The following is a 5,267-nucleotide window of genomic DNA, read 5'->3' as shown; positions in this document are numbered from 1 at the left end:
CGTCGGGACCGAGCGGGTCGCACCGGTCGACACGGCGTCGGCGGCAGGCGCTGCCGGGACCGCGACGGGCAGCGACGAGGGCGTCCGCATGCTGACCGACGAGGAGATCGAGGCCGGAGCCTCCGACGTCCCGCTCGGCGCGGACACGAGCGCCCGCGACGAGCCCGGCTCGCGCTAGTTCCACTGCCGCTCGTCCGCGGCCCGTCCCGGGTCAGCAGATGGTGCTGCCCTTCGCGCTCCCGTCCCCGCCCAGCGGGGCGGGGGCGCTCCGCGGCAGCCGTCGAGGTCCGCGTGTGACCCTGCTCGCGAGCCTGCCAGGCTCATACGACAGTACGAACCGGGTCACAGCCCACACACAGCGTGACGTCCCAATCTGAGTGTTATGACCTCACTCGCCCTCCCCGAGAGTCGTGACCTCTCGGTGCCGGCCTCGTCGCAGCAACATGCTGTCGCCCCGACGCCCCGCTGGTGGAGGGACGCGTCCGCCGTCTTTGCCTGGAGCGCCACGCTCTTCGTCGTCGCCCTCTGGGTCGCGGGCGGTGGCCTGACCGCCTTCGGCTCGCTCGGCGAGGGAGTCACGAACATCGGGCGCCTCACGGGTCTGGTCGCCTCCGTGCTCATGCTGCTGCAGGTCCTGTTGATGGCCCGCATCCCGTTCGTCGAGCAGGCATGGGGGCAGGACGAGCTCGCGCGGGTGCACCGGCTCGTGGGGTTCACCTCGTTCAACCTCATGGTCGTCCACATCGTTCTCACGACCATCGGCTACAGCGCCGGCACCGACCTGGGCGTCGTCGCCACCTTCGTCGACCAGGTGCTGCACTCTCCGGGCATGCTCCTCGCCCTCGCGGGGACGGTCGCGCTCGTCATGGTGGTCGTCACCTCGGTGAAGAAGGCGCGTTCGAAGCTGCGCTACGAGTCGTGGCACCTGCTGCACCTCTACGCCTACCTCGGCGCCGGTCTCGCGCTGCCGCACCAGCTCTGGACCGGGCAGGACTTCAAGGCGAACGTCGCCGCGACCGTCTTCTGGTGGGGCCTGTATGCCTTCGCTCTCGTCACGGTCGTCGTCTACCGGGTCGGTCTGCCGCTCATCCGCTCACGCCGTCACCGTCTGGTCGTCTCGGAGGTCGTGGCCGAGTCGCCGACCGTGACGTCGGTCGTCATGACGGGGCGCCGCCTCGACCGCCTGCCGGTCCGCGCCGGCCAGTACTTCCAGTGGCGCTTCCTCGACGGTCCGGGATGGACACGCGGCAACCCCTACTCCCTCTCGGCCGCGCCCGACGGGCGCTCGCTCCGGATCACCGCTGAGGCAGCGGGCGCCTCGAGCGCGCGCCTCGCAACGCTCCGTCCCGGCACCAAGGTCCTCGTCGAGGGGCCGTACGGCCGCCTCCACGCAGGGGTCCGCACCAGCGACAAGGCGGTGCTCGTCGGCGCCGGCATCGGCATCACGCCGCTCCGCGCCATTCTCGAGGAGCTGCCCGCGTCACCCGATGGCGTCGTCGTCATCTACCGCGTCGGCAGCCAGTCCGACATCGTCCTCGCCGACGAGCTGTTGGACCTCGTTCGAGCAAAGGGCGGACGCGTCGTCGCCGTCGTCGGCCACCGAGACCGGGAGCGCGTCAGCTGGCTGCCCGTCGAGTCGCGGCATCTCACCGACGTCGAGGCGCTGACGCGGATCGTCCCCGACATCGCCGAGCGCGACGTCTACGTCTGCGGCAACCCTGCCTGGATGGACACCGTCATCGCGGCAGCCCACGAGGCAGGTGTGCCGCCCGACGCCGTCCATTCCGAACGTTTCTCCTACTGACCCTGCGCAGCTGCGCGAGCGGCGCGGACGCCCGCACCGCCCTTCGCACCGACCGAATCGAGCCACACCATGCGACGCATCGTCATCTGGGCCATGAGCACCCTGACCGTGCTCGTCCTCCTCTTCAGCTACAGCACGTCCCGCGGCTCGTCCGCCGTCGTGGCGGCCGAGACCCGGACGGTGACAGCGACCGGCAAGACCTCCGACAGCACGGGTTCCGCGTCGGGATCGTCGCGAGTCTCCGCAACCGACTCCTCGGGCCAACAGCCGAACCCGGCCGCCACGACCGCCACGGGGACCACCTCGGGCGGATCGTCGGTATCGTCCGGGTCGTCGTCCGGTCCGGCAGGTTCGTCCACCACGTCGTCGGCCGCCACCACCTATGCCGGTGACGCCGTCATGACCCGCTACGGCAACGTCCAGGTCCAGATCACGGTCAAGGACGGCAAGATCACCGCTGCCGACGTGCTGCAGATCCCGTGGAACGACCGCCGCGACCAGATGATCAACTCGGCGGCGGTTCCGGTCTACAACCAGGAGGTCGTCGGCGCACAGTCGGCGCAGATCGACGTCGTGTCCGGGGCCACGTACACGTGGGACGGCTACACCCAGTCCCTGCAGTCCGCCATCGACCAGGCCCACCTGTGAGGCCTTCGGGAGACCCGGCGATCGAGGTGCGAACCGTGAACCGACCTGCCACCCCGGACGACCGGCCCGAGACGGCACCCGCGCCGGCCCGGCGCGCCTGGGTCGAGCAGATCATGGGGATGCCGATCTCCATCCACCTGCGCGGCGAGGAGGTCGACCGGCCCGAGGCGCAGGAGGCCGTGGCCGACGCCTTCCGGGACCTTCGCGAGATGGACTCGATCTTCTCGACGTACCGGCCCGACTCGGACCTCATGCGGTTGCGGCGCGAGGAGGTCCGGGTGTCGCAGTGCAGCCCTCTCGTCGAGGAGGCGCTGCGCATCGGACAGGAGGCCGAGGTCCTCACCCGGGGGGCGTTCACGACCCTCCTGCCGACCGGGGACGGCGACCTCGCCTTCGACCCGACCGGCCTCGTCAAGGGGTGGGCGGTCGACCGCGCCTCGGTGCCGTTGCTGGCGTTGGAGCGGATCTCCTTCTGCATCAACGCCGGTGGCGACATCCTCATCGGGGCGCACCCGGCCATGCCGACAGCGGGTGCGGAGGCGATCGTGTGGCGCGTCGGCGTCGAGGACCCGCTCGACCGGCAGCGGGTCGCCAGCACCCTGACCCTGGCGCGCGGGGCCGTGGCGACGTCGGGGACGGCTGCCCGGGGCGCACACCTCTACGACCCCCAGTCGCGTGAGCTCGTCGGCCGCCCGGGGTCGGTGACCGTGACCGGACCGACCCTGCTCTGGGCGGACATCTGGGCGACGGCGCTCTTCGTCGGTTCGGGCCGCACGAGCGAGGCCTTCGCCACGAGTGCGCCCGACTACCTCGCGACAGCGCTCTGACCGAGCCACCGGCGCAAGGACAGAAGTCACGGGTCATCCCGAACCGGGCCGGCCTTGCGGCTTTCTTGCGGAAGCCCAGCGCGGTACGGCCTTCGGCCCTTGCAGTTGGCGCGGCAGAGTCGTCCTCACCAGCAGGGCCGGTCGGGGGACCGGCTGCTGACACAGAGACCTTCGGGCGAGTGCCCGCCGACCGGGGAGAGGAACGCCATGGCCACCAGCACCAGCACCAGCACTGACCCTGCAGTGACGGTGCGCGGTCTCGGTGCCCGGCCCGGTCGGCGGGCCAACTCGAGGACTCAGGTGGGGGGAGGAAGCCGGAACGGGGCGGGCCACCTGGTGGGAGGCCGGTCCGCCCCGATCCAGTCCGCTGCACGTCGATCCCGGAAGCATGTCAGCCCGCAGGCCCGGTGCGTCGTCGGCGCCTGCCGTGGCTGCTGATCCCGTCGTGGGTCCGGTCTTCCCGGGGCTCACGGTCGACGAGCTCGACCCCGCTGCGCTGAGCCGGCTGGCCTTCGAGCTCGAGAGTGACGACCTCGCCCGATCCATCGCGCAGACCTACCTGCGGATGCTCGACGCCCGACTCGCGCGCGCCGCCGCCGCCCTCGAGTGCTGCGACGAGGTCGCGGCCATGGACGTCCTGCTCAGCCTTCGCGTCTCGTCGGCCACCGTCGGTCTCGTCCGGCTCGAGTCGGCCGTGCGCTGGGTCATCGACGCGGTGCGTCGCGGCGAACCGGACCTGGCGCGTGAGCGAGGCGCGTCGATGCTGGGTCTCGCAGCGGGTGCGCGTCACGCGCTCCGGTCCCACCTCGAGCGCACCGTCGCGGCGGCCTCGGTCTGAGGGTCTGCGCGCAGGAGGGCGCGAGGTCAGAACGCGTCCGGCTCCTCCATCCGGTAGCCCACGCCGCGAACGGTACGGATCGGGGCGCGCATGCCCTCCGGCCCGAGCCGGCTCAGCTTGCGACGGAGGTTGCCGACGTGCACCTCGACGAGGTGCTCCTCGGACCACCCCGGACCCCAGAGGCTGTCGAGCAGCACGGCACGGGACCACACCCGGCGCGGCGCGCCCAGCAGGGTCGTGAGGAGGTCGAACTCGGTGCGGGTCAGGTCAGCCTCCCGGCCGTCGACCGTGACGACGCGACCGTCCGGGTCGACCGCGATGCGGCCGTGGCGCACGAGCCCGTGCGCCTCCTCGGCAGGGGGTGCCTCTGCCGTGGCGACCGATCCGGCCGAGCTGTGCGACGAGCCCTGGGTGGCGACAGCACCAGGAGCGCTCGACGCGTGGGTGGCCGTGGTGGCGACGCTGGCGCCCGGGGTTCGCGGACGCCGGAACATCGCGTTGACCCGAGCCTGCAGCTCCCGCGGGCTGAACGGCTTGGTGAGGTAGTCGTCGGCGCCGATCTCCAGCCCCATGAGGCGGTCGATCTCGTCGGTGCGCGCGCTGATCATGACGACGTAGGCCTGGCTCACGTCGCGCACCCGGCGGCACACCTCGATCCCGTCGAGGTCCGGCAGGCCGAGGTCGAGCGTGACGAGGTCGGGAGCGGTCGCGACGACGAGATCGAGGCCGGCCTGGCCCGACGACGCCGTCGACACCGCGAAACCCTGCATGGTCAGGCTGTGGGTGATGAGTTCGCGGATGTCGTCGTCGTCCTCGACGACGACTGCGGTGCGTGCTGAGCCCATCATGAGTTGATTCTTGCAGAATGCGTGGGTTTGACCCGTCAGTTCCGTTTATTGGGTGGTTCGCGGGTCCAGGAGGGGGTCGACGCCCCGTCACCGCAGCTGCTCGACCAGGGCGGACACGTCGGTCGTCGGCCGCTCGCAGACCATCCCCCGGCAGACGTATGCCGCGGGAGCGCCATCCACGAGCGGGCGTCCGGCGAGCAGCGGGATCCCCGGTGCGTCTGGCTCACCGCGGACGACGACGAGCCCGGGACTGGGGGAGCGCCGCGCCGCCTGCGCGAGCGCCTCGGCGGCCGGACCCGAAC

At 71.6% G+C, this 5,267-nt stretch carries 5 protein-coding genes and 1 pseudogene; 4 read left to right on the top strand and 2 right to left on the bottom strand.

Annotation, left to right across the window (positions count from 1 at the left end):
* Positions 1 to 382: 382 nt before the first annotated feature.
* From AC1DP0_RS17680 to AC1DP0_RS17665, 4 genes are all read left to right on the top strand, one after another.
* Positions 383 to 1,804 carry a ferredoxin reductase family protein gene (locus tag AC1DP0_RS17680; protein ID WP_478086890.1) on the top strand — a complete coding sequence of 474 codons (1,422 nt, stop codon included), beginning with the start codon at positions 383 to 385 and terminating at the stop codon, positions 1,802 to 1,804.
* Between the two features lie 69 nt (positions 1,805 to 1,873).
* Positions 1,874 to 2,452: an FMN-binding protein gene (locus AC1DP0_RS17675; protein ID WP_478086888.1), complete on the top strand. Its 579-nt coding sequence runs from the start codon at positions 1,874 to 1,876 to the stop codon at positions 2,450 to 2,452.
* Between the two features lie 35 nt (positions 2,453 to 2,487).
* A complete protein-coding gene (locus AC1DP0_RS17670) occupies positions 2,488 to 3,279 on the top strand; it encodes an FAD:protein FMN transferase (protein WP_478086886.1) in 792 nt (263 codons plus the stop codon).
* A gap of 388 nt (positions 3,280 to 3,667) precedes the next feature.
* On the top strand, positions 3,668 to 4,117 hold the full coding sequence (locus AC1DP0_RS17665; RefSeq protein WP_478086884.1) for a hypothetical protein: 450 nt from the start codon (positions 3,668 to 3,670) through the stop codon (positions 4,115 to 4,117).
* A 26-nt stretch (positions 4,118 to 4,143) separates the two neighbouring features.
* Here AC1DP0_RS17665 and AC1DP0_RS17660 read toward each other — a convergent pair whose 3' ends face one another.
* Both AC1DP0_RS17660 and AC1DP0_RS17655 read right to left on the bottom strand, forming a co-directional pair.
* Complete coding sequence (locus tag AC1DP0_RS17660) at positions 4,144 to 4,965, bottom strand: response regulator transcription factor (RefSeq protein ID WP_478086882.1); 822 nt, start codon at positions 4,963 to 4,965, stop codon at positions 4,144 to 4,146.
* 87 nt (positions 4,966 to 5,052) lie between these two features.
* Positions 5,053 to 5,267: pseudogene (locus AC1DP0_RS17655) on the bottom strand (hypothetical protein); the annotation flags it as partial.

This window comes from Terrabacter sp. P5_B1, assembly GCF_056400505.1.
Note: the sequence above shows the minus strand (reverse complement) of the source record. Positions and strands in the feature narration are given on the sequence as shown.